Raw genomic sequence first — 2014 nt, 5'->3', positions numbered from 1 at the left:
TGGCCTGGCGAATGCTGGTGGCAGACAATTGCGGAATCATGCGCGCGCATTCGACCGCAGTCAGACTGGTGCCGTGGGCCATGATGCCGGCATAGACCATCAGCAGCTCGTCGGTAGAGCGCGGCTCACGTCCGAGCATGATCCAGCTAAAGCGCACCTGGGCGTCAACGGCCAGAATCACTTCCGGCAATTGAACCTCACCGATGCGGTGATCCAAAGCCGCGCGCAGCTTGGTCACTTCTGGGTCTTCGTCCTCTGCGGGCAATGGCGACAAATGGAGTTCATCATCCACGCGCAGTACGCCACTGCGGGCTGCAGCGGCCACCGCATCGACACCGGCAGTTACTCTGGCCAGCAAAGGCTTCAAGAAAGTGGCAGCCTTGCTGGGTAACGATAGACGGGCATAGTGTTTCTTGGACTCTGCCTGCCAACGCTCGTCCGTGAAGAACAAGCGCGCACGACCCCGAAAGCTCAGGCTGTGCTCAATCCAGACCGAGCCATTGCGCACCGCGCGGCGCAGGGCAAACAGGGTGGCCACCTCCAACGCCTGAAACGCCCGTTCCCGGTCTGGGCTGGAGATCGAAACCTGCCAGATCATTCCCAGACTTGGTGCCACCACTTCAACTGGCAGCTTTCTGGATCCTTTGAGATATAAAGCTTGCAGCTTGGCAAGGTACTCGATGGCAGGATGCTCGCCGGTGGCCTGCCAGGGCAGCTTTGCAATGGCGACGAGCAACGACCGCACGGGGCGAATTCCATCAATCAATCCCTCGCGGACCAGGGAGGCCCTGCTCGGTGGTTTGCGTTTCTGGGTTTCGGTGATCAAGGCTTCAAGACGGGCACGCAACTCAGCATCTGGCACCGCACCTTGCGCGCTCAAGGCAACAAGTTCGCCGAGCAGCGTTTTGTACATTGCGGCCCAATTGACGGTAGCGGGGACATCGGCGGCAGCCTGACGCCACAGATCGGCGATCCGGCGCTGCACCATAAGGATCAACTGGTCTGTGGTGGTGAACAGGCAATACCGAAGAAAGCATGCGACCTCCACGGTGCGCGCTGGCTCTTTGATCTTGGCTCCGGCTGAGGGCGGCCTGGAGACAAGTCGGCGCGCGTAGCGGCGCAAGATGAGATCGGGGATGTCTGCCAGGTGCTTATGAACGTCCAGCGTGTAAAGCAGGTCGATGCGCTCCAGTACCTCGCTGATTTGGCGGGTTGAGTGTTTCGCCGGTGCAGCCCATAGCCAACTCTGCTGGGTTTGTCCATCTGGGCGCAGCTCTGAAACTGAGGCTCGCCAGCGATCAAGTGTTGCTGGATCAACGCTGGCGGCGATGGCGGTGCCTGTTTCAACTTCAAGCTGGGCAAGTGCCGCCGCAATCAGTGTCCGAATTGCCCGCTCGTGCACGATCACCAGCTTGTTCTTGTACAGCCATTGACGCGCCCGCACGAGTAGCTGATCGCGGTCGGCGCAGCGCGCCACTTCGTCGCGCAGTTCACGTACCAGTGAGCGGCGCTGGTGCTCGCTCATCCACTGGAATCCAAGGACCGTGCAGGCTACTTGTTGGTGATCGAATAGCGTGCGCCCGCGTTCATACATGGCTCTCAGCGAGGCGACTTCTGGTGCTGCAATGCCAAGCTCGTTGCCAAGGTGGCGCCACAAGGCTACTGGAATTACCCGAAAGGCACCGAGCAAACGCCCACTCATGCGCAGGAAACCAATATGGAGCGCCAGACCAAGCTTGTGGGAATCACCTCGGCGTGCATTGATTGCGTCGCGCTCGGCACCATCGAAGGTGAAAAATGCCTTCATCTCGAAGTCGCTGATATCGCGGGGGAGCCCACGCATCCCCAAAAACGTTGTGTGCCAACCCTGCATCGTGAACCTCAAAAGTGGGAGGCCACCATACCCGTTTACAAAGCGAACAGGAAAGTCAATGAAATCAACGGTCTACCCAGACCACCCCCGCGCCAGTGCTAGCTTTGCGTACCGTCACTTATTGCACTGAAAACGAGGAGA

General features: G+C 59.3%; 1 pseudogene. It reads right to left on the bottom strand.

Annotated elements, in window-relative coordinates:
* Positions 1 to 1873: pseudogene (locus AKL28_RS23420) on the bottom strand (Tn3-like element IS1071 family transposase); the annotation flags it as partial.
* Positions 1874 to 2014: the final 141 nt, after the last annotated feature.

It is taken from the genome of Herbaspirillum chlorophenolicum (assembly GCF_001189955.1).
Lineage (GTDB): Bacteria > Pseudomonadota > Gammaproteobacteria > Burkholderiales > Burkholderiaceae_D > Herbaspirillum > Herbaspirillum chlorophenolicum.
The sequence above is the reverse complement of the archived record's forward strand: the minus strand, read 5'-3'. Positions and strand labels throughout refer to the sequence as shown.